Genomic DNA, 20,091 nt, shown 5'->3' on the forward strand with positions numbered 1-20,091 from the left:
CGCGGCGCGACGGATTACGCTGTCGCGACGCTTTTGGCAATCGGCGGGCGTTACACGCGGAAATGACGGCCCGGCGGCAGGCTGCTGAGCAGTTGCAATCGCGGCGCCGCATTGTCGCGACTGTACCAGGGGTTGAATGCGGGATCGACATAATTGACGAGATCGTATTTTTTGCGCAGCGTGTCCTGCTCGCGGCGAAAGCGCGCGATATTGGCGTTCGTCTCGTCGCTGCCGCGGCTCGCCGATTCATGATGATAGAGCGTTGCGAAAGGCGTCCATACGACGCGAAATCCGGCGCGGCCGGCGCGCATGCAATAATCCGTGTCATTATAGGCGATGGCGAAATTCTCTTCGTCCAGTTCGCCGACCGTCTCGAGGCAGGCGCGTGTGATCAGCATGCAGGCGCCCGTCACCGCCGCCATGGATTGGCGGACGTCGAGTCGGCCCATGGGGCCGGGATAATCGCCGGGCATTCCGCAGAACCAATGTCCCGCCACCGAGCCGAGGCCCATGATGACGCCCGCATGCTGCAATGTTCCATTGGGATAGAGCAGCCGCGCGCCGACGATTCCCGTGGACGGATAGGCGAGGCAGGAGACCATCTCCTTCAGCCAGCCGGCGTCAATGACCTCTATGTCGTTATTGAGCAGCAGCACGCAATCGCCGCGCGCCGCCCTCAGGCCGCGATTGACCTGCCGTGAGAAGTTGAATGTCTCCTCGACGATATCGACCGAAAAGAAAGGATGCGCGGCCTTCGTCTGCTCATAGAGAGCGAGAACGCGCTCGTCCTTCGTGCCATTGTCGACGACGAGTATCTCCATGCGTGGATAGTCGGTCCGCAAGGTGAGATCGTCGAAGAGGCGCGTGACGAGCGCGAAGGAATCGCGGCTCGGCACGATGATGGAGACGAGCGGCCAAGCGTCATCCTTCGGCGAAAAGCGAACGCGATGCAGATCGGCGTTGCGCGCCGGCTCCACCACCGCCGGCGCGCCGTCGACGGCGTAGCTCTCGGCGAGCGAGCGGCGCGCGCTCGTCGTGGCGCGATCGAGAAAGCTCACCGAATAGCTCTTCCCGTCGCGGCGCCAGAGATAGGCGGGATAGGGGAGATGGACGATCTCCTCCGTCGCGAGGCCGCGCGTGTAGCGCAGCAGCAGATCATAATCCTGCGAGCCTTCATATCCGCGGCGCAGGCCGCCGAGCTCCTGCAGCCGCTCGCGGCGATAGAGCGAGAGATGATTGACGTAATTGACGCCGGAGAGCAGCGCCGGATCGAAGGCGGGCTTCAGCGAGTAATGCTTGGGTTGCAGCTTGGCGTCGGCGACGATCTCGTCGGTGAAGACGAATTGCGCGCCGGGCGTGCGCTCGATCGTCTCCAGCAGCGCATCGACGGCGAAAGGCGCGAGCGCGTCGTCGTGATCGATGAAGCCGACCCAATCGCCGCGCGCCGCGGCGAGGCCGCTATTGGTGGCGACGGCGATCCCGCCATTCTGCGCCGCGCGCAGAACCGTCACATGCGGCGTGTCGCGATGGCGCTCGAGCCAGTCGATTGTCTCGCGCGACGTCGAGCCGTCGTCCGAGAGGATCAGCTCATAGGCGCCGGCCCTTTGAATCCGAAAGGAGTCGAGCAGCTGATCGAGATAGAGCGCGGGCGCGTCATAGACCGGCGTTACAAAGGAGAATGCCGGCCGCTCGCCCGCCCATGCCGGCGCGCCGGCGTAGCGGGCGTTGCCCATGGCGATCACCTGCTCGAAATGCGGAGTCGCGCCGCGCACCTTGGCGACGCGCGCGCCGACGTCGGAAAGCTCCGGCGCGCCCGGCCGCGCTATGGTCTCGCAGAGCGGCGCCGCGCGCTCGCCCCGCGCGGCCTCGCGCAGCCTGCCGCCGACGAAGGCGCGCACGGATTTTTCATCATAGGCGATGAAGGCGCGAAAACGAAACCGTGAAGGGTAGGAGGAGGGATCGAAACGGACATGATGCACGCGGCCGAAGCTGCGCAGCGCGATCACATAGAGGCCGTCGCGCGTGTGCTTGAGCTCGATCTCGTCATCCGGCTCGAAGCCCTTGCCGAAATCGATATAGATGCGCGGGTCGAGCGTCTGATCGGCGTCGGCGACCTCGAGAATGATATAGGCGGCGCGCAAAAAGCCCGTGACGAAGACGAAGAGCGGGTCCGCATCCGTGGCCTGCCAGCTCTCCCAGCCGAGCCGGCGAAGGCCGGATCGACGCACAGAAGGAATTCTCAGCAACAAGACCGTGCTTTCCCGAATATGAGTCGCGGACCGGGGTTCCGCGCTCGCGTCATATAGTCGAGCCGCGGCGCCTTGGCCATAGCTCGGCGCCTCTCGCGCATGGTGGGGCCATGGCGGAAAAGTGGCGAAATTAGGCCTTTGCGCCTGCGTGGACGCGGCGCTCTCGCTGGGCTATAAGGGCCACGGTTCGTGTCATTGGCGGTTCCCTGGCGAAACCTGCTCGAAGAGAAGATGATCCAACTCTTAGACGTCTTCAAATTCTATAAGACCGAGCGACACTCGAAGGTCATATTGGATCATGTGTCGATGGTTTTCGACACGAGCTATTCCTATGGTCTGCTCGGCGTCAACGGCGCCGGCAAGACGACGACCCTCAAGGTCATAGCGGGCACCGAGCTGCCGAATTCCGGCAAGGTGCGACGCACGGTGCGCGTGTCCTGGCCGCTCGGCTTCGGCGGCGGCTTTCATCCGGCGATGACCGGCCGCGAGAATGTGCATTTCGTGGCGCGAATCTACGGCGCCGATCCGCGCAAGGCGGCGATGTTCGTCGAGGAGTTCTCTGAGCTAGGCGATTATTTCGACGCGCCGGTGAAGACCTATTCGTCCGGCATGGGCGCGCGTCTGGCCTTCGGCATGTCCATGTCCATCGACTTCGACGTCTATCTCATCGACGAGATCACCGGCGTCGGCGACATGCGATTTCAGAAGCGATGCCAGGAGGCGTTCGACCAGCGGCGCAAGAATTCGAGCGTCATCTTCGTCTCGCATTCGATGCAGGCCGTGGCCGATTATTGCGACCGCGGCGGCGTGCTCGTCGACGGCCGCCTCTTCATGTTCGACACGGTCGCCAAAGCGATCGAAATGTACAATCGAATGAACCGATAGAGGCGAGGATGGACGAACCTCCGAAGTCTCCCGATCTTCGCACGGTCAATGCGCTGGAGCGCGCCGAGGCCGTTCAGCGCTTCCTGGCCGAAGCCGCGCGGCGCGCGCGATTTTCGGCGCGGGCGCGCGGCGCCTATCAGAAATCCAGCTTCGCCGAGCGTCGCGGCGCAAAGGCGATGCGCATCGCCTTTCTCGTCCTCGCGATCGCCATGGTGGCGATCCCCAATGTCGTGGGCGGGCTCTATTACGGGCTGCTCGCTTCGGACCAATATGTCGCCGAGGCGAAATTCACCGTGAGCAGCGCGGCCATTCCCAAGCTCGACGGGCTCGGCTCCGTGACCGGCCTGCCGCAGATGATGATCTTTCAAGATTCGATGATCATCATCGAATATATCGAGAGCCGGACGCTGGTCGAGCAGCTCGAGCGCCAAGTGGATCTGCGCGAGCTCTATGGCGCGGATCGCATCGATTGGTGGGCGCGCTTCAAAAAGTCGAAGCCGATCGAGAATTTCACCGAATACTGGAAGAAGATGGCCACGGCGACGATCAGCTTCCCCTCGGGAATCGTCACGCTGACGGTCCGCGCCTTCTCGCCGGCCGACGCCAAGACCATCGCCGACAAGGTGATCGCCGACTGCGAGACGCTGGTCAATGATCTCAATGAGCGTATGCGGCAGGACACTGTGCGGGCCTCCGAGCAGGATGTCGAGCGCGCCGCCGAGCGGCTGAAGGTCGCGCGCGTGAATTTGGAGCGCGCGCGCAATACGGAAGGGCTGATCGACGTTCGCCAGACGAGCAAATCGCAGAGCGAAGTGCTCTCCGCCGTCCAGATCGAGCTGCTGAAATATCAGCAGGAATATCTCACCCAGTCGCGCTACGTCGATGAGAGCGCGCCGCAAATTCGTCATCTGAAGCGACAGATCGAATCGCTCGAGAAGCAGGTCGCGAGCCTGAAGGCGGAGATCACCACGCGCGAGCAGCAGGGGATCGACGCGCTGGCGAGCAAGACGCTCTCCGGCAAGATGACGACCTTCGCCAATCTCGACCTAGAGCATAAGATCGCCGAGACGAGCTATCAGATCGCGACCGCCTCGCTCGACGGCGCGCGGCTGTTCAGCGATCGCAAGCTGCTCTATCTCCATCAGATCGAGGCGCCTGCTCTGCCGGAGGACGCGCGCTATCCGCGGCGCTGGCTCTATACGGGCCTGCTGCTCGCCATTTCGCTCACCCTTTATGGCTTGGTCGTCGGACTCATCGCCTTCGTGCGCAACCATATGGCCTGAGCGCGCGTCAGCGCTCGCGCGCCACTTGCGTCAGATAGGCGCCATACTGGCTCTTGGCGAATTTCTGCGCGGCGGCGCGTAGCGTGTCGGCGTCGATCCAGCCTTGGCGAAAGGCGATCTCCTCGAGGCAGGCGATGCGTTGTCCCTGTCGCAGCTCGATCGCGCGCACATATTCCGCCGCCTCCAGCAGCGAGGCCGGCGTGCCCGTGTCGAGCCAGGCGAAGCCGCGGCCCAGGCGCTCCACATTCAGCTCGCCGCGCTGCAGATAGATATTGTTGAGATCGGTGATCTCCAATTCGCCGCGCGGCGAAGGTCGCAGCTCCGCCGCATATTGCGGCGCGCGCTCGTCATAGAAATAGAGCCCCGTGACCGCCCAATTGGATTTCGGCGCTTTCGGCTTTTCCTCGAGCGACAAGGCGCGGCCCTGCGCGTCGAAATCGACGACGCCGTAACGCTCTGGATCGGCGACGTGATAGGCGAAGACCGTGGCGCCGCGGCGCGATTGCTTCGCCTTGCTCAGCGACTCCGTGAGGCCGTGGCCGTAGAAAATATTGTCGCCCAGCACCAGCACAGAGCTTTGCCTTTCGACGAAGCTCGCGCCGATTATATAGGCTTGCGCCAGTCCGTCCGGGCGCGGCTGCGCGGCATAGGTGAAGGCGACGCCCCATTGCGCGCCGGAGCCGAGCAGGCGCTTGAACGCCGCCTCGTCATCGGGCGTCGTGATGACGAGTATCTCGCGCACGCCGGCGAGCATCAGCGCGCTCAGCGGATAATAGATCATCGGCTTGTCATAGACCGGCAGCAATTGCTTGGAGACGGCGAGCGTCGCCGGATGAAGCCGCGTGCCGCTGCCGCCCGCGAGAATGATTCCGCGCATTTCATGCTCCTCCATCTGTGGGGCCGGCGAGCAGCCTGTCGACGCAGGCCTCGAGCGATGGGCGCCAGTCGGGCAGAGCGACGCCGTAGATTTGCGAAAGCTTCGTATTGTCGAGGCGCGAATTGGCCGGGCGCCGCGCCGGCGTCGGATAATCCGCCGTGGCGATGCGGCGAACGCGCACTGGCGCGCGCCCATGCGCTTCTGCGCGCGTGAAGATCGCTTCCGCCACATCGGCCCAGCAGGCGTCGCCCGCACCGATCATGTGAAAGACGCCGCGCAGCTGCGGCGCGCCGTCGCTGCAAAGGCGCCTCGCAATGCGCAATGTCGCCTCGGCTATGTCGATTGCGCTCGTCGGATTGCCGAGCTGATCGGCGACCACGCCGACCTCCTCGCGCGTCTCGCCGAGCCGCAACATCGTGCGCACGAAATTCGCGCCGAAGGGGCTGTAGACCCAGGCCGTGCGCAGGATGGCCGAGCTTGGACAGAGCGCAGCGACGCGCCTCTCGCCCTCGAGCTTGGAGCGGCCATAGGCGCCGAGCGGCGCCGTGGGATCATCCTCGCGATAGGGGCGCGTGGCGGAACCGTCGAACACATAATCGGTCGAGACATGCAGGAGTGGAACGCCGAGCGCTGCCGCCGCCTCGGCGACATGACCGGCGCCTTCGCCATTGACGCGCATGGCGAGCGCTTCTTCCTGTTCCGCTTTGTCGACTGCGGTGTAGGCGGCCGCATTGACGATCACATCGCAGCGCGCATCGTTCAGCGCCGCGCGCACGCTATCGCGATCCGTCAAATCGAGCTGCGGCCTTCCGAGCGCGATGATTTGCGTTTCGTCGGAGCCGCGCTCGCGCAGAGCGGTGACGATCTGGCCCTGCATTCCGGTGACGGCGATGCGCATGGGCGCGCTCACGCGAACGTATCCGTGAGATCGCGCAGGCGCGGCCAGCGGCGATCCTTCTCCGACAGAATGGCGCGCGCCGGCGCGATCGGCCAGGCGATGTCGAGATCGCCATCATCGAAGGCGAGGCCGCGATCATTGGGCGCCGAATAGAAATTCGTCACCTTATAGACGACCTCCGTATCCGGCTCGAGCGTGCAGAAGCCATGCGCGAAGCCGATGGGAACGAGCAATTGCCGCCAATTCTCCGCGGAGAGCTCCACTGCGATATGACGACCGAATGTGGGCGACGAGCGGCGAATATCGACAGCCACATCCAATATGCGGCCGCGCGTGACGCGCACCAGCTTGTCCTGCGCGAAAGGCGCGGTCTGAAAATGCAGCCCGCGTATGACGCCCGTCTCGCGCGAGAGCGAATGATTGTCCTGCACGAAGCGCAATGGCGGCAGGCCGCGTTCCTGCCAGCGTCTTTCATTATAGCTCTCGGAGAAAAAGCCGCGCGCGTCGCCGAAGCGATCGGGCGTGACGATCTTGACGCCATCGAGCGCCGTGTCCTCGATCTTCATGCTGTCCTCACGCGCGCGTCAGGCGACGCAGCCGAGCCGCTCGCCGCGATATTTGCCGGAGCGTATGGCTTTCCACCATTCTTCATTTTCGAGATACCAGCGCACCGTCTTGGCGAGCCCGCTGGCAAAGCTCTCCTTGGCGCGCCAGCCGAGCTCGCGCTCGATCTTGGAGCAATCGATCGCATAGCGCAGATCATGGCCCGGCCGATCCTGCACGAAGGCGATCAGCTCGCGATAGGAGCCGCGCGCGCGGGGCCTCAACTCGTCGAGACAGTCGCAGATCGCCTGCACCACTTCTATGTTGCGCATCTCCGAGCGGCCGCCGACATTATAGGATTGTCCGACGACGCCGGCGCACGCGACGGTGAGCAGCGCCTCGGCGTGATCCTCGACATAGAGCCAATCGCGCACATTCTCGCCGCGTCCATAGACGGGCAGCGGCTTCTCCTCGAGCGCATTGAGAATGGTGAGCGGAATGAGCTTTTCCGGGAAATGATAGGGGCCGTAATTATTGGAGCAATTGGTGACGATGGTCGGCAGCCCATAGGTCTCGCGCCATGCGCGCGCGAGATGATCCGAGCCCGCCTTGGATGCAGAATAAGGCGAGTTGGGCGCATAGGGCGTGTCCTCGTGGAACAGCCCTTCCGCGCCGAGCGCGCCGAACACTTCGTCGGTCGAGATATGCAGAAAGCGAAAGCCCGCGGCGGTCTGCGCATCGAGACGGCGCCAATAATCGAGCGCCGCGGCGAGCAGAGTGAAAGTGCCGACGACATTCGTCTCGATGAAGGCGCCCGGCCCGTCGATGGAGCGATCGACATGGCTCTCGGCGGCGAGATGCATCACGACGTCGGGCCGGAATTCCTCGAAGGCGGCGGTGACGGCGTCGCGGTCGCAAATGTCGGCGCGACGGAAGCAATAGCGCGGATCGCCGGCGATAGGCGCGAGCGAGTCGAGATTTCCGGCGTAAGTGAGCTTGTCATAGACGAGCAGCTCATGCGGCGTCGTCTCGATAATGCGGCGCGAAACCGCCGAGCCGATGAAGCCGGCGCCGCCGGTGACGAGAATGCGCATCTATCGCCCGATCCGGGCGGCGTTCGCCGCTGTCTCATGGAGGAAGCGAGAGGGAAGACGCATCCGCGAAAAGCACCTTGTTCCTGGTCCCGAGGATTCGCCTCGTCGCCGCCGCCGCAAGATTTTTCTCTTCTATTCACGCCTATTGAAAGATCGCGGCGCTGGCTGTCAACTCCGGCGCGCCGAGCGAAAATATGTTTTTTATGCGGCGTTTTCTGGCGCGCTGGCGTCGGCCGCGAGAATTTGGACTCGTTCCAGACTGCTTGCGCAGCGTGTCGGTTTCGCGCTATCCCGCGATAGATCGGGCCGCGACGGATCGCCGGCCGTACAGAAGAGTAGTCGATGTTTCAGCGTCCCGGCAAGGCGGCCTTCGTCTTCATCCTCATCACTGTCGCGCTCGACATGCTGGCGCTCGGCGTGATGATCCCGGTGCTTCCCAAGCTCATCGTGGAGTTCGAGGGCGGCGATCTGCAAAGCGCTTCTATAGCGACGGGCGTCTTTGGTTTCGCCTGGGCCTTCATGCAATTTTTGTTTCAGCCCATGCTCGGCGCGCTGTCGGATCGTTTCGGCCGTCGGCCGGTCGTGCTGCTGTCCAATCTCGGCATGGGGCTCGATTATGTGTTCATGGCGCTCGCGCCGTCCTTGCCCTTCCTCTTCATCGGACGGCTGATATCGGGCGTGACGGCGGCCAGCGTCTCGACGGCGACGGCCTATATCGCCGACATCACCGAGCCGGAGAAGCGCGCCGCCCGTTTCGGCATGATCGGCGCGGCTTTCGGCGTCGGCTTCATCCTCGGCCCGGCGCTCGGCGGCGTGCTCGGCAATCACGGCTTGCGCTACCCGTTCTGGGCCGCGGCGGCGCTGAGCCTGCTCAACGCCGCCTATGGCTATTTCATCCTGCCGGAGTCGCTCTCGCCGGAAAAGCGCACCAGCTCGGTCCTCTGGCGCAGCGCCAATGTGCTCGGCTCGTTGGATTTCCTGCGCCGCGACCGCTCGCTCGCTCTGCTGGCGCTCGCCATATTCCTCTCCTATCTGGCGCATGAATCGCTGCCGAGCCTCTTCGTGCTCTACACGGAATATCGCTACCATTGGGACGCGGAGACGACCGGCTGGGCGCTCGCCATCGTCGGCGTGTCGCAGACGGTGGTGTCCGGCGGATTGGTGCGGCCGGCGGTCAAGCGCTTCGGCGAGCGCGCGACGCTGGTCGTCGCTCTGGCGGCGGGGGCGCTCGGCTTCGCGGCCTACGCCTTCGCGCCCACGGGCGGGATCTTCATGGCGGCGCCGCCGCTCATCGCCCTCTGGGCGATGGCCAATCCGGCCTTTCAGGGCCTCGCCACGCGCTTCGCCTCGGCCTCGGAGCAGGGGCGGCTGCAAGGGGCGCTGTCGAGCCTGCGCGGCGTCTCCGGCATGGTCGGGCCGCTGTTCTTCACGCAGATTCTCTCCCTCTCCATCGGCGCCGGCGACTTTCCGGGGGCGGGCTATTTCGTCGCGGCGCTGCTGCTCGCGGCGAGCCTCTTCGTGGCGCGCAACGCCGTGAGCGGAGCCGTGCAGCCTCCCGCCGTCTGACGTCGCATTCCGCCGCGCGGCCGCTTATATTGAGGCCGCGCGCGGTCCATCGGCCGGCGCTTTCGGAGATGCGCATGAGCTTCGTCGCTGCGGCCATTTATTTCGCCATTCTCGCCTCCGCGGCGCTGGGCGTCTATCTGAAGGCTCGCCAGAGCCGCGCCGCGCGCGCCGATCGCGATGCGCCTCCACCCGAATTCGCGGAGACGATCACCCCGCAAGAGCATCGCCGCTCCGCCGATTACACGGTCGCGCGCATGCGCCTCTCCGTTGGCGAGACTTTGCTGGACGCGGCGATCTCCGTCGCCTGGCTCGCTTTTCTGCTCGGCCCGCTCTATGCGCTGCTCGCGCAATTCATCGCGCCGGGCCTGACGCTCAGCGTCGCCGTCGTCGTCGTGGTGGCGATCGTCGATCATCTGCTGCGCCTGCCGCTGTCGCTGGTCGAGACCTTCGGTCTCGAGGCGCGCTTCGGCTTCAACCGCACCACGCCTTTCATGTTCGTCCTCGATGAGGCGAAGGGCGCGGCGCTCTGGCTGCTGTTCTTCATTCCCTTGCTCTATGGGCTGTTCTTCGCGGCGCGCTTCTCGCCCGATTATTGGTGGCTGGCCGGCTTCGTCGCGGCGGTGGCGCTGCTGCTGGCCATGACGGTGATCTACCCTTCCGTCATCGCGCCCATGTTCAACCAGTTCACGCCGCTCGAGGATGCGGCGCTGAAGGCGCGCATGGAGGAGCTGCTGGCGCGCTGCGGATTTCAGTCGGGCGGGCTCTTTGTGATGGACGCCTCGACCCGCTCCACCCATGGCAACGCCTATTTCTCCGGCTTCGGCAAGGCGAAGCGCATCGTCTTCTTCGACACGCTGCTGCGCAAGCACAGCGCCGATGAAATTCTCGCCATTCTCGCCCATGAGCTCGGCCATTATAAATTCGGCCATGTGCGGCAGCGGATTTTCCAGGCGGCGGGCTTTCTCTTCATCGGCTTCGCGGCTCTGCACCTCGCCTTCGAGAGGGGGCTCGGCGGCGCCTTCGGCCTGCCGAATGATCCGGGAATCATTCTCGTCATCGCGCTGACGGCGGCCGCGCCCATTCTGCATCTTCTGTCGCCGCTCACCAATTTCCTGTCGCGCCGGGCGGAGTTCGAGGCCGACGGCTTCGCCAAATCCATTTATGGCAAGGAGCCGATGGTGAGCGCGCTCACCAAGCTCTCGCGCGACAATCTCTCGACGCTGACGCCGGACCGGCTCTATGCGCTGTTTTATTATTCGCATCCGCCGGCGCCGATCCGCATCGCCGCGCTGGAGGAGGCGAGGGGCGCCTGACCTTCAGGCGGCGTGCGCCTTGCCGCGGAAATAATGGAAATCGCCGCGCGTGATCAGCGCATCGCCGGGCGCGATCTCATGCGGCGCGAGATCGGCTTCTGACCGCAGACGGTCGTAGATGGGGCCGAAATCGCGATAGCAGGCCTCGAGCAGGCGCTCGAATCCATCGACGACGAAATAGCACTGCTGGAAATCGTCGATGATGTAATTGGTGCGCATCACCCGCTCGAGATCGAAGCCGATGCGATTGGGCGACGTGTCCTCGAGCGAGAAGACCGTCTCCGCCGGCGAGGAGAGGATGCCTGCGCCGAAGATGCGCAGCCCCGCAGGCGTCGCCAGCAGCCCGAACTCCACCGTATACCAATAGAGCCGCGCCAAATTGGCGAGCTGGCCGCGCGCCAGCGCCCGCCGTCCGCCCTCGCCATAGGCCTGTAGAAAGCGCGCATAGACGGGGTTCGCCAGCAGCGGCACATGGCCAAAGACGTCGTGGAAGACGTCCGGCTCCTCGAGATAATCGAGCTCCTCCTCCGGGCGAATGAAGGCGCCGGCGGGAAAGCGCCGATTGGCGAGATGCTCGAAGAAGACGTCGTCGGGAACGAGGCCGGCGACCGGAACGACGCGCCAGCCCGTCAGCGGCGAGAGCCGCGCGCTCAGCACGTCGAAATCGGGAACGCCGGCGGGCGAGAGCGCGAGCGCGTCCATTGCGGTGAGATATTCGTCGCAGGCGCGGCCGGGCAGAAGCTCGGCCTGGCGGGCGTAGAGCCGGCTCCAGCGATCATGCTCGGCCGCGCTATAGGAGGGCCAATTCTGCTCGATCGTCCAATCGGCGCGGCGGGGCGCGTCGGCGTAGCGGTTCGTGCCCTTCTCCATGCGGCCCTCCTTTAGCGAAAGCCGGGTTCTCGAAATAGATAGGCGCGCGCCGGCCGGCCGCAAAGCCGCTCAGCCGGGCGCGAAATGCGCGGTGAAATGGCGCAGGAAGGGCGCCTGCCTCACGATACGAAACGGCGGGATGGCGGCGCGCTCGCGGAATACGTTCTCGATCGCCTCGATCACATAATCGAAATGGCTCTGCGTGTAGACGCGGCGCGGAAAGGCGAGGCGCACCAATTCGCGCGGCGCCGGCGTCTCCGTTCCGTCTTCCGCGCGGCGGCCGAACATCACGCTGCCCAATTCGACGCCGCGCACGCCGCCCTCGAGGTAGAGCGCTGCGGTGAGGCCCACGCCCGGAAAATCCTTCGCCGAAAGATGCGGGCAAAAGCCCGCGGCGTCGATGAATACCGCATGGCCGCCGGCCGGCCGCACGATCGGAACGCCGCGCGCGATGAGGCGGGAAGCGAGATATTCCACCGTCGCATGGCGATAGCGTTGGTATTCCTCCTCCAGCGCTTCCTCGAGCCCAACGGCGATCGCCTCGAGATCGCGGCCCGCGAGTCCGCCATAGGTGGGAAATCCTTCCGTCAATATCAGCAGATTACGAAAATCCTCCGCCCAGCGATCGTCATTGCAGGCGAAGAATCCACCTATATTGGCGAGCCCGTCCTTCTTGGCGCTCATCGTCGCGCCATCGCAGAGAGAGAACATTTCGCGCGCTATGTCGATGAGCGCGCGATCCGCATAGCCGCGCTCCCAGAGCTTGATGAAATAGGCGTTCTCGGCGAAACGGCAGGCGTCGAGCACCAGAGGTATTCCGCGCCGCGTCAGCAGAGCCTTGGCCGCGCGAATATTGTCGAGAGAGATCGGCTGCCCGCCGCCTGTGTTGTTTGTCGCGGTGAGCATGCAGAAGGGAATTTTCTTTCCCTCGCGCTCCAGCGCACGCTCCAGCGCCGCGAGATCTATGTCGCCTTTGAAATGCGTCTCCGCATGAATATCGGCGGCCTTTGCGCTGGGCAGATCGAGCGCCGTCGCGCCGACATATTCGATATTGGCGCGCGTCGTATCGAAATGGCTGTTGTTGGGGACGATATCGCCGCGCTTCAGCCGCGTCGCAGCGAGAATGCGCTCCGCCGCGCGGCCTTGATGCGTAGGAAAAATATGCTTGAAACCCGTGATGTCGCGAATGGTCTTCTCGAAGCGGCGCCAGGACCTGCTTCCCGCATAGCTTTCGTCGCCCATCATGAGCGCGGCCCACTGCCGATCCGACATGGCGCCCGTGCCGCTGTCGGTCAGAAGATCGATGGTGATGTCTTCCGCATCGAGCAGAAAAACATTGTAATGCGCGGCCTTCAGCCGCTCCTCGCGCGTGTTCCGCCTTGTGATCGGCAGAGCTTCTGTCATCTTGATGCGGAAGGGCTCGATGATGGTGCGCATATGCCGCCTCCTTCGAGATGCGAAATAGGGCGCGGCGCCGACGCCGCTTTACGTAGCCTCGCCGGCTGTGGCAAAAGCGTCGGCGCGATAAGAGGAGACCTCATGGCGGCCGACGTCACTTATCCTGCCGCTGCGGCGGCGGGCGTGCTCTCTTTCCTCAGCCCTTGCGTGCTGCCATTGGTGCCGCCCTATCTCACCTTCATCGCGGGCGCGAGCCTCGAGGAGCTGACCCACGCCGGCAAATCGCGCGCGCGGCGCGATGTGCTCATCGCCTCGCTTCTGTTCGTCGCCGGCTTCTCGACGGTCTTCGTCGCGCTGGGCGCGACGGCGAGCGTGTTCGGCAAAGTGCTGCGCGCCAATCTGGAGATTTTGTCGATCGCCGCCGGCGTCGCCATCATCCTCATGGGCCTGCACTTCCTCGGCGTGTTCAAGATCGGCCTGCTCTATCGCGAGAAGCGCCTCGAGGTCGGCCGTCCGGTCGGGCGTCTCGGCGCCTATGTCATGGGCCTCGCCTTCGCCTTTGGCTGGACGCCCTGCATCGGGCCTATCCTCGCCGCGATTCTCGCCGTTGCCGGCTCGCAGGAGACGGTCGCCAAAGGCGCCGCTCTGCTCGGCGTCTATTCCGCCGGGCTCGGCCTTCCTTTCCTCGCCGCCGCGGCGGCGATGGGGCCGTTCATGGGCTTCATGCAGAAGTTCAAGAAGCATTTCGGCAAGGTGGAGAAGGTCGTCGGCGCGCTGCTGGTGCTCACGGGACTCGCCTTCCTCACCGGCGGGATGCAGAGCTTCTCCTTCTGGCTGCTGCAGACCTTTCCGGGTCTCGCGAATTTCGGGTGATCGCCCATGTCTCAGCGCATCGATGAAAATCTCTTCACCGGGCCGATCGGCGCCGAATATCGCATGCTCGAGCTCATCTGCCCCAATGCGGCGCTGCTCGCCCGCCGCGTGGCGGAGCGCGTCGCGCATTGGCGCGAGGGTGTCGCGCTAGAGGTTCTGGAGATCGGCTGCGGCACGGGCGTGAGCACGCTGCCGCTGCTCGCCGGGCGCGACGATCTCCATGTCACCGCGATCGACAGCGCCGCCAAAATGCTGGATCAGGCGCGCTCTCACCTCGCGGATTTCGTCGCCGCCGGCCGCGCGCAATTCGTGGAGGCCGATGCGCTCGCCTATCTTCGCGGGCTTCCCGCGGCCAGCGTCGACGTCGTCTCCTCCAATTACGCCGTGCATAATTTCCTCGACGATTATCGTCGGGAATTTCTCGCCGAGATTTTCCGCGTGCTGAAGCCGGGCGGCATCTTCGTCAATGGCGACCGCTATGCGATGGACGATCGCGCCGCGCATCTCTCCGCGACGCAGGCGGAGGTGCGCAGCTGGTTCGCAAAGCTCGGGACGATCGGCCGCTATGATCTGCTCGAGGATTGGGTCGCGCATCTCTTCAGCGACGAATCGCCCGAGCATGTGATGTATCTGGCGCCGGCGCTGGAGCGCATGACGGCGGCAGGCTTCGCCGATGTTCGTGTCGAATATCGCGAAGGCGTGGACACGCTGCTGACCGCGGTCAAGCCGTAACGGGTCCCAGAAAAGAAAAACGCCGGACGTACCTCCGGCCCGGCGTTAGAGCCCGCGGTGGCATGTAGCCATCGTTTGCTCTTCGTCACAACTAGCGCCGCGCCATGACCGGACAATGACAAGAGCGCGGCAATCCTATGATTGTCGCGCGCGTGATCTGTTGTGGTCGGGCAGGGTGAAGCACAGCCGTGGCGGCTGCACACTGATGATGCGAAGACCGCGCTCTTACGGGTCTCTCGCCACGCCGAAATCGGCTTTGATTTATTGGTGGGCGCACAAGGGCTCGAACCTTGGACCCGCTGATTAAGAGTCAGCTGCTCTACCAACTGAGCTATGCGCCCGTCCGTCGCTTCGGCTTGCGCTGAATGAGCGGAACGAGGTGGCAAATACCCAATGACGCCGCTCATGTCCAGCGCTGAAAAGAAAAATCGTCACATTTTCTGTGTCGATCTCTCTTCGCCTCAGGGCCGCCATTCCGGCGCGGGTTCGGCCGCCGTCGCCTCCTCATGCGCGGCTGTCTCCTTGGCGGCCGCCAGGGCGCGCAGGGCCGCCGTCACGCCTTCGCTGGTGGCGGAGGACAGCAGCAGCAGGGCAGGGCGCTCAGCGGCTCCCGCAGGGCCGGCGGAGGCCATTGCGCGTTTGAGCCGCTCTTTCTGCTTCTTCAAATGCTCGGGGTCGGCGGCGTCGATTTTCGACAGCGCGACGATCTCCCGTTTCTCGTCGAGCTCGGCGCCATAGGCCGCGAGCTCGCGACGGACGATCTTGTAATCCTTGCCGGCGTGCTCGCCGGTGGCGTCCACGAGATGCAGCAGCGCGCGGCAGCGCTCCACATGGCCGAGGAAACGGTCGCCGAGCCCATGGCCGTCATGCGCGCCCTCTATGAGGCCGGGAATGTCGGCGAGCACGAATTCGCGATCGTCCACCCGCACCACGCCGAGGCCGGGATGCAGGGTGGTGAAAGGATAATCGGCGATCTTGGGCTTGGCGGCGCTGACCGTGGCCAGAAAGGTCGATTTGCCGGCGTTGGGCAGGCCGATCAGCCCGGCGTCGGCGATGAGCTTCAGCCGCAGGATGAGCGTGCGCTCTATCCCCTCCAGACCGGGATTGGCGCGGCGCGGGGCTCTGTTCGTCGAGGTGGTGAAATGCAGATTGCCGAAGCCGCCATTGCCGCCGCGCGCGATGATCGCGGTCTGCCCGACCTCGGTCAGATCGGCGATCAGCGTCTCGCCGTCCTCCTCGAGGATCTGCGTGCCGGCCGGCACTTTCAGCACTGCGTCGGCGCCCTTGGCGCCATGGCGGTTCTTGCCCATGCCGTGGACGCCGGTCTTGGCCTTGAAATGCTGCTGATAGCGATAGTCGATGAGCGTGTTGAGCCCATCGACGCAGATCGCCAACACATCGCCGCCGCGGCCGCCGTCGCCGCCGTCCGGCCCGCCGAACTCGATGAATTTCTCGCGACGGAAGGAGACGCAGCCGGCTCCGCCATCGCCCGAGCGCACGTAGATTTTCGCCTGATCCAGGAATTTCATGGCTGTTTCGAACTCATGTCGCTTGCAGCTTCGGGCGCCGCGCGCCGAAGTTCGTCGGAATGGCGCCGCGGCGCAGGTCGAAAAGCTCCACATCGACCTCGCCGCCGCGCGCCGGCGCCGGGAATTTGCCCTGTCCCGCGCGGGTGAAGCCCAGCTTCTCATGCACCCGCAGCGAGGCGGCGTTGCTCGGCAGCGCGCTGGAGACGATTCGCTCCAGCCCGGTCATGCCGAACACCATATCGATGAAGGCGCCCGCCGCTTCGCTCATCAAACCGCGTCCCCAATAGGGTCGTCCCAGCCAGAAGCCGATCATGCCCGCCCCGCGCGCATTCGCCCCATGCACGCCGATCACGCCGATCGCCTCGTCCGCCTGGCGCTTTTGCGTCAAGGCGAGGGTGAGGCCGGCGCCGCTGGCGTTTTCGGCGCGCGCGGCGAGAATGAAGCCTTCCGCGTGATAGGACTCATATGGGTGTGGAATGCGCGCCGTCTTCAAGGCGACCTCGGGATCGCCGGCCAGACGGCAGATCGAGCCCTCATCGGCGGCGCGCGGCCAGCGCAGCCACAGCCGTGAGGTCTCCAATCTGAAAATATCGTCGCGGGCAATTTCCGGAAACATCCGAGGCTCCATGGCGGCCGAGTGCGAAAAAGGGCCGAAAAAAGACGAAGGGGAAGCGGGCGTTCCGCTTCCCCTATCGACCCTTTGAGGCCTTTTTCCGGATTTTGCGCCTGGAGCGTCGCCTTTATCGCGACTGCTCGAGGACCAAATCCGCCGGGGATCGAAACGCCGGCGGAAGGTCCTCGCAGATCCTCCGCCTATTCGGCGGCTGCGGCCGCCGGCTCGACGACCGATACCGAGGCGCGGCCGCCGCTGGACTTGAACAGGACCACGCCATCGACGAGCGCGAACAGCGTGTGATCCTTGCCGATGCCGACATTACGGCCGGGATGCCATTTCGTGCCGCGCTGGCGAACGATGATGTTGCCGCCGATCACGGCCTCGCCGCCGAACTTCTTCACGCCGAGACGGCGACCGTCGGAGTCGCGACCGTTGCGCGACGAGCCGCCCGCTTTCTTGTGAGCCATTGTTCTCGCTCCTTAAATTTTCACGCCGAGCCGGCGCCCGCCGCTCGGGGGGGGGCCGCGCAGGGCGGCCGCTGAATTGGTGCGCGCGCCGAACGCGCGGCGCGCTTGGTTCTTCTATACGCCGCCGGGCGGCGTTACGCCAAATTCTCAGGCGCCGGCTTCGATGCCGGTGATGCGCACGATCGTCAGGTCCTGACGGTGGCCGCGCTTGCGCTTGGAGTTCTGGCGGCGGCGCTTCTTGAAGGCCAGCGTCTTGGGGCTGCGGGCCTGCTCGGCGATCTCGCCGGTGACGCTCGCGCCCGCGACCAGCGGCGCGCCGATCTTGGCGGAGCCCTCGGCGCCGACGAACAGAACCTCGTCGAAGGTGATCTTGTCGCCCGCCGCGCCCTCGAGGGCCATGACGGTTATCGTGTCTCCGGCGGTGACGCTATATTGCTTCCCGCCGGTCTTGATGACTGCGAACATCTCTTTTTCCTGTGTTCGTCCCGGCTCTGGCGACGATGCGCCGGCCGGCTTTTTTGCAGTTGACCGGTTTTTGCTCCGCTCCTCGCGCCGAAGCGTCGACGCAAAAAGAAAATCGCGGCGAAACCGCCGCGACGAAGCGGGAAAGCCCTAGACGGGCGCGGCGTCTTTGTCAATCGCCGGTCGCGGAGCCGATTCGGCCGCCGCCTCGATCTTCTGCCGCTCATAGGCCGAGATGATCGACTGCACCATGGGGCCGAAGCGCTCGGCCAGCTCTGCGCAGCGAGTCGAATTGATGAGCTCCACGCCGCGGCGCTCGCTGCGGATGAGCCCGGCCTCCCGCAAAATGCGGAAATGCTGCGAGAGCGTCGATTTGGCGAGCGGCGCCTGCTCGAGAACATTCAGGAATTGCGAGCAGTTCTGTGCGCATTCCGACGCCGCCAGCCGGGTGAATATCTGCACGCGCACAGGGTCGGCCAGGGCGTAGAGAATCCCTTCGACAGTGATCTCGTCCAGCCGCGGATGGTGGAGCTTCCTCATGCGCCACGCTAGCACGATTGACATTCATTCAGTAGTTCCGTATTTCAGAACTAATGAATTTAGCGCGAAAGGAGCGCGGACATGGGTCGTCTTTCAGGAAAAATCGCGGTCGTTACCGGCGGCAATAGCGGCATAGGTCTCGCCACGGCGGAGCTCTTCGCCAAGGAGGGCGCGCAGGTCGTAATCACCGGCCGGCGGAAGGCCGAGCTCGATGCGGCGGTCGCTCGCATCGGCGCGAGCGCCGTCGGCGTGCAGGGGGATGTTTCGTCGCTCGAAGATCTCGATCGGCTCTACGCCGAGGTGAAGGAGCGCTTCGGCCGCATCGACATTCTCTTCGCCAATGCCGGAGTCGTCCGTCTCGCGCCGATCGAAGCGGTGAACGAGGCTTTCTTCGACCACATGTTCGACATCAACGTCAAAGGCCTGCTGTTCACCGTGCAGAAGGCGCTGCCGCTGTTTTCCGACGGCGGCGCGATCGTGCTCAACTCGTCGATCGCCAATACGGTGGGCACGCCCGGCTTCGGCGTCTATTCGGCGACGAAGGCGGCCGTGCGCTCCTTCGCCCGCACTTGGACGGCCGAACTGAAAGACCGCAAGATTCGCGTCAATGTCGTGAGCCCCGGCCCGATCGAGACGCCGATCTTCGACACGATGGGCCTCTCCGAGCAGCAGCACGACGAATTGGCGGGACAATTGGAGACCAGCGTTCCGCTCGGCCGCTTCGGCAGATCGGAGGAGGTGGCCGAGGCTGTGCTCTTCCTCGCCTCCAGCGCGAGCAGCTATGTCGCCGGCGTCGATCTCTATGTCGATGGCGGGATGGTGGCTGTCTGATCGAGGCATTCTGCATGAGCCGCCGCCGCGCGTCGGACCGACGCGCGGCGGCGGCTGTTTGGCTCAAGGGCCGAGATCGCGCCTGATCTCGTCATTGGCCCGAGCGAGATGACGCTCGACGGTGCGCACCGATACGCCGACGCGCGCCGCGATCTCGGCGCTGGTCAGATGCTCGAGGCGTTTCAGCAGAAGTATTTCCCGATAGAGCGGCGGCAGCCGCTCCAGCGCGGCGCGCAGCTTTTGAAATTCCATGAGCGTGGCGATCGCGTCGCCGGAGTTCGACCGCTCCGCCTGATCGGCGTCGCGCGCGGCCTCCTCGGCATAGCGCGAGCGGATGCGATCCCGGCGCATGGCGTCGACCGAGAGATTGGCGGCGATGCGGAAGAGATAGGCGCGCGGGCTGTCGAGCGTGGCGACATCGACGCGCTGCAGCGCGTGGAGATAGATGTCCTGCACCATATCTTCCGACTCTTGCATGCCGACGCGGCGACGCGCGAAGCGGCGGAGGGCCGGCGCATAATCCTGATAGAGCGCGCCGAGGGCTTTCTCCGAGGCGGTCATCGCACGCCCTCCCGCGTCCCGATGTGAGAAAATCTCGCGGCGGCGCCGCATGAGGATTTCGTTCTCGGCATTGGAAAATCCCTTCATCGAGGGCGGGGCTCCGTCGAGCCGCCATTGTTTTTCGAAAAAAAAGCGAAGTCGGGCGCTGCGCGCGACGAGCGTCGCGCGCGACAAATCTCTGGCCGCGCGACAGGGCTCGCGGCGCGATGAGGCGATATGTCACGCCTCGGCGAGCAGCGGCGCGCGAAGGGAATCGAGAAAAAGTCGCGGATGGAGATCAGATTGCGGCGGGCGGCCCGCGCGCGGCGAAGACGAGGCGCGCGACAAGTGGGCGCGACCGCGCATCGCCTGGACGGCGCGATGGCGACGGCGCGGACCATGGGGCGATATGCACCGAGGCGAACGCGCTCGCTAGCCAAGAGGCGTCATGCGACGCGCAGCCGAGCGTGCAGCAGTCGAGCGTTCGGCAATCGTGATCTAGAGGCGGACGGCTTTTGCCCGTCG

20 protein-coding genes and 1 tRNA gene are annotated in these 20,091 nt (G+C 64.8%); 7 read left to right on the top strand and 14 right to left on the bottom strand.

Going from position 1 to position 20,091, the window contains the following annotated elements; all coding sequences use genetic code 11:
* Positions 1 to 50: 50 nt before the first annotated feature.
* Positions 51 to 2,228: a glycosyltransferase family 2 protein gene (locus EDE12_RS07365; protein WP_245275707.1), complete on the bottom strand. Its 2,178-nt coding sequence runs from the start codon at positions 2,226 to 2,228 to the stop codon at positions 51 to 53.
* Positions 2,229 to 2,480: 252 nt separating this feature from the next.
* Between EDE12_RS07365 and EDE12_RS07370 the strand changes: the two genes are divergently transcribed.
* Both EDE12_RS07370 and EDE12_RS07375 read left to right on the top strand, forming a co-directional pair.
* Positions 2,481 to 3,134: an ABC transporter ATP-binding protein gene (locus EDE12_RS07370; RefSeq protein ID WP_024878983.1), complete on the top strand. Its 654-nt coding sequence runs from the start codon at positions 2,481 to 2,483 to the stop codon at positions 3,132 to 3,134.
* A gap of 8 nt (positions 3,135 to 3,142) precedes the next feature.
* Positions 3,143 to 4,417 (top strand): LPS biosynthesis protein, encoded by a 1,275-nt coding sequence (locus EDE12_RS07375; RefSeq protein WP_026597946.1) that lies wholly within the window; start codon positions 3,143 to 3,145, stop codon positions 4,415 to 4,417.
* Between the two features lie 7 nt (positions 4,418 to 4,424).
* On the opposite strand, the gene rfbA is transcribed toward EDE12_RS07375, so the two are convergent.
* From rfbA to rfbB, 4 genes are read right to left on the bottom strand one after another with little or no spacing between them, the layout of a single operon-like run.
* Positions 4,425 to 5,294 carry a glucose-1-phosphate thymidylyltransferase RfbA gene (rfbA, locus tag EDE12_RS07380; protein WP_026597947.1) on the bottom strand — a complete coding sequence of 290 codons (870 nt, stop codon included), beginning with the start codon at positions 5,292 to 5,294 and terminating at the stop codon, positions 4,425 to 4,427.
* Position 5,295: 1 nt separating this feature from the next.
* Positions 5,296 to 6,192: a dTDP-4-dehydrorhamnose reductase gene (gene rfbD, locus EDE12_RS07385; protein WP_026597948.1), complete on the bottom strand. Its 897-nt coding sequence runs from the start codon at positions 6,190 to 6,192 to the stop codon at positions 5,296 to 5,298.
* Between the two features lie 8 nt (positions 6,193 to 6,200).
* Positions 6,201 to 6,758 (bottom strand): dTDP-4-dehydrorhamnose 3,5-epimerase, encoded by a 558-nt coding sequence (rfbC, locus tag EDE12_RS07390; protein WP_026597949.1) that lies wholly within the window; start codon positions 6,756 to 6,758, stop codon positions 6,201 to 6,203.
* A gap of 18 nt (positions 6,759 to 6,776) precedes the next feature.
* Positions 6,777 to 7,829, bottom strand: a complete 1,053-nt coding sequence (gene rfbB, locus EDE12_RS07395) for a dTDP-glucose 4,6-dehydratase (RefSeq protein ID WP_026597950.1) — start codon at positions 7,827 to 7,829, stop codon at positions 6,777 to 6,779.
* Between the two features lie 342 nt (positions 7,830 to 8,171).
* Here rfbB and EDE12_RS07400 point away from each other — a divergent pair, with 342 nt between their 5' ends.
* Together EDE12_RS07400 and EDE12_RS07405 are read left to right on the top strand one after the other, a co-directional pair.
* A complete protein-coding gene (locus EDE12_RS07400; protein WP_026597951.1) occupies positions 8,172 to 9,395 on the top strand; it encodes a tetracycline resistance MFS efflux pump in 1,224 nt (407 codons plus the stop codon).
* A gap of 74 nt (positions 9,396 to 9,469) precedes the next feature.
* Complete coding sequence (locus EDE12_RS07405) at positions 9,470 to 10,708, top strand: M48 family metallopeptidase (RefSeq protein ID WP_026597952.1); 1,239 nt, start codon at positions 9,470 to 9,472, stop codon at positions 10,706 to 10,708.
* Between the two features lie 3 nt (positions 10,709 to 10,711).
* Here the strand turns inward: EDE12_RS07405 and phhA are convergent, their stop codons facing one another.
* Both phhA and EDE12_RS07415 read right to left on the bottom strand, forming a co-directional pair.
* A complete protein-coding gene (gene phhA, locus EDE12_RS07410; protein ID WP_024878991.1) occupies positions 10,712 to 11,578 on the bottom strand; it encodes a phenylalanine 4-monooxygenase in 867 nt (288 codons plus the stop codon).
* Between the two features lie 69 nt (positions 11,579 to 11,647).
* Positions 11,648 to 13,015, bottom strand: a complete 1,368-nt coding sequence (locus EDE12_RS07415) for a tryptophanase (RefSeq protein ID WP_024878992.1) — start codon at positions 13,013 to 13,015, stop codon at positions 11,648 to 11,650.
* 102 nt (positions 13,016 to 13,117) lie between these two features.
* Between EDE12_RS07415 and EDE12_RS07420 the strand changes: the two genes are divergently transcribed.
* Entirely contained in the window at positions 13,118 to 13,849 is a 732-nt protein-coding gene (locus tag EDE12_RS07420; RefSeq protein WP_026597953.1) for a cytochrome c biogenesis protein CcdA, read from the top strand.
* A 6-nt stretch (positions 13,850 to 13,855) separates the two neighbouring features.
* Positions 13,856 to 14,581 carry a class I SAM-dependent methyltransferase gene (locus tag EDE12_RS07425; RefSeq protein WP_026597954.1) on the top strand — a complete coding sequence of 242 codons (726 nt, stop codon included), beginning with the start codon at positions 13,856 to 13,858 and terminating at the stop codon, positions 14,579 to 14,581.
* 265 nt (positions 14,582 to 14,846) lie between these two features.
* Here the strand turns inward: EDE12_RS07425 and EDE12_RS07430 are convergent.
* The 6 genes from EDE12_RS07430 to EDE12_RS07455 all read right to left on the bottom strand — a co-directional run bounded on the left by EDE12_RS07430 (position 14,847) and on the right by EDE12_RS07455 (position 18,195).
* A tRNA-Lys gene (locus EDE12_RS07430) sits at positions 14,847 to 14,922 on the bottom strand.
* A gap of 120 nt (positions 14,923 to 15,042) precedes the next feature.
* The gene (obgE, locus tag EDE12_RS07435) at positions 15,043 to 16,110 is read right to left on the bottom strand and encodes a GTPase ObgE (RefSeq protein WP_026597955.1); all 1,068 of its coding nucleotides are present in this window, start codon (positions 16,108 to 16,110) and stop codon (positions 15,043 to 15,045) included.
* 13 nt (positions 16,111 to 16,123) lie between these two features.
* A complete protein-coding gene (locus EDE12_RS07440; protein ID WP_026597956.1) occupies positions 16,124 to 16,726 on the bottom strand; it encodes a GNAT family N-acetyltransferase in 603 nt (200 codons plus the stop codon).
* A gap of 197 nt (positions 16,727 to 16,923) precedes the next feature.
* Positions 16,924 to 17,193, bottom strand: coding sequence for a 50S ribosomal protein L27 (gene rpmA / locus EDE12_RS07445; RefSeq protein ID WP_024878997.1), 270 nt, complete (start codon positions 17,191 to 17,193; stop codon positions 16,924 to 16,926).
* A gap of 147 nt (positions 17,194 to 17,340) precedes the next feature.
* Positions 17,341 to 17,658, bottom strand: a complete 318-nt coding sequence (rplU, locus tag EDE12_RS07450; protein ID WP_024878998.1) for a 50S ribosomal protein L21 — start codon at positions 17,656 to 17,658, stop codon at positions 17,341 to 17,343.
* A gap of 147 nt (positions 17,659 to 17,805) precedes the next feature.
* Positions 17,806 to 18,195 (bottom strand): helix-turn-helix domain-containing protein, encoded by a 390-nt coding sequence (locus EDE12_RS07455; RefSeq protein WP_024878999.1) that lies wholly within the window; start codon positions 18,193 to 18,195, stop codon positions 17,806 to 17,808.
* A gap of 81 nt (positions 18,196 to 18,276) precedes the next feature.
* On the opposite strand from EDE12_RS07455, the gene EDE12_RS07460 reads away from it, so the two are divergent.
* Positions 18,277 to 19,026, top strand: a complete 750-nt coding sequence (locus EDE12_RS07460; RefSeq protein ID WP_024879000.1) for a glucose 1-dehydrogenase — start codon at positions 18,277 to 18,279, stop codon at positions 19,024 to 19,026.
* A gap of 63 nt (positions 19,027 to 19,089) precedes the next feature.
* Here EDE12_RS07460 and EDE12_RS07465 read toward each other — a convergent pair whose 3' ends face one another.
* Complete coding sequence (locus EDE12_RS07465) at positions 19,090 to 19,587, bottom strand: sigma-70 family RNA polymerase sigma factor (protein WP_166671833.1); 498 nt, start codon at positions 19,585 to 19,587, stop codon at positions 19,090 to 19,092.
* Between the last annotated feature and the right edge of the window lie 504 nt (positions 19,588 to 20,091).

This window comes from Methylosinus sp. sav-2 (assembly GCF_004366495.1).
Taxonomy (GTDB): Bacteria; Pseudomonadota; Alphaproteobacteria; order Rhizobiales; family Beijerinckiaceae; genus Methylosinus.